At 64.2% G+C, this 229-nt stretch carries 1 pseudogene; it reads right to left on the minus strand.

The features are described from left to right. Positions 1 to 100 precede the first annotated feature (100 nt). Positions 101 to 229, minus strand: a pseudogene (locus tag AF337_RS45740) (class I SAM-dependent methyltransferase); the annotation flags it as partial.

The raw sequence follows: 229 nt of genomic DNA on the forward strand, positions 1-229 counted from the left end.
CAGAGGGGATCTTTGCCTTCGCCCGGAAGCCGACATTGCGGTGACCACCCAGAGTTCATAGTCGCGCCACAACCGGCCATTTCCGCAAGTTCTGTGTGCGTCACGCCCGACTCGCCCGAACGCTCAGCCACCGATCATGGGGCTTTCCGACGCACCGACGTACCTCGCTGACGATCCACCCGGCGTCTGTGAGTGCGGACCGCAGGGCAGACTCGCGCCAGTACGTCTC

The organism is Rhizobium ecuadorense (genome assembly GCF_001187535.1).
GTDB classification, from domain to species: domain Bacteria; phylum Pseudomonadota; class Alphaproteobacteria; order Rhizobiales; family Rhizobiaceae; genus Rhizobium; species Rhizobium ecuadorense.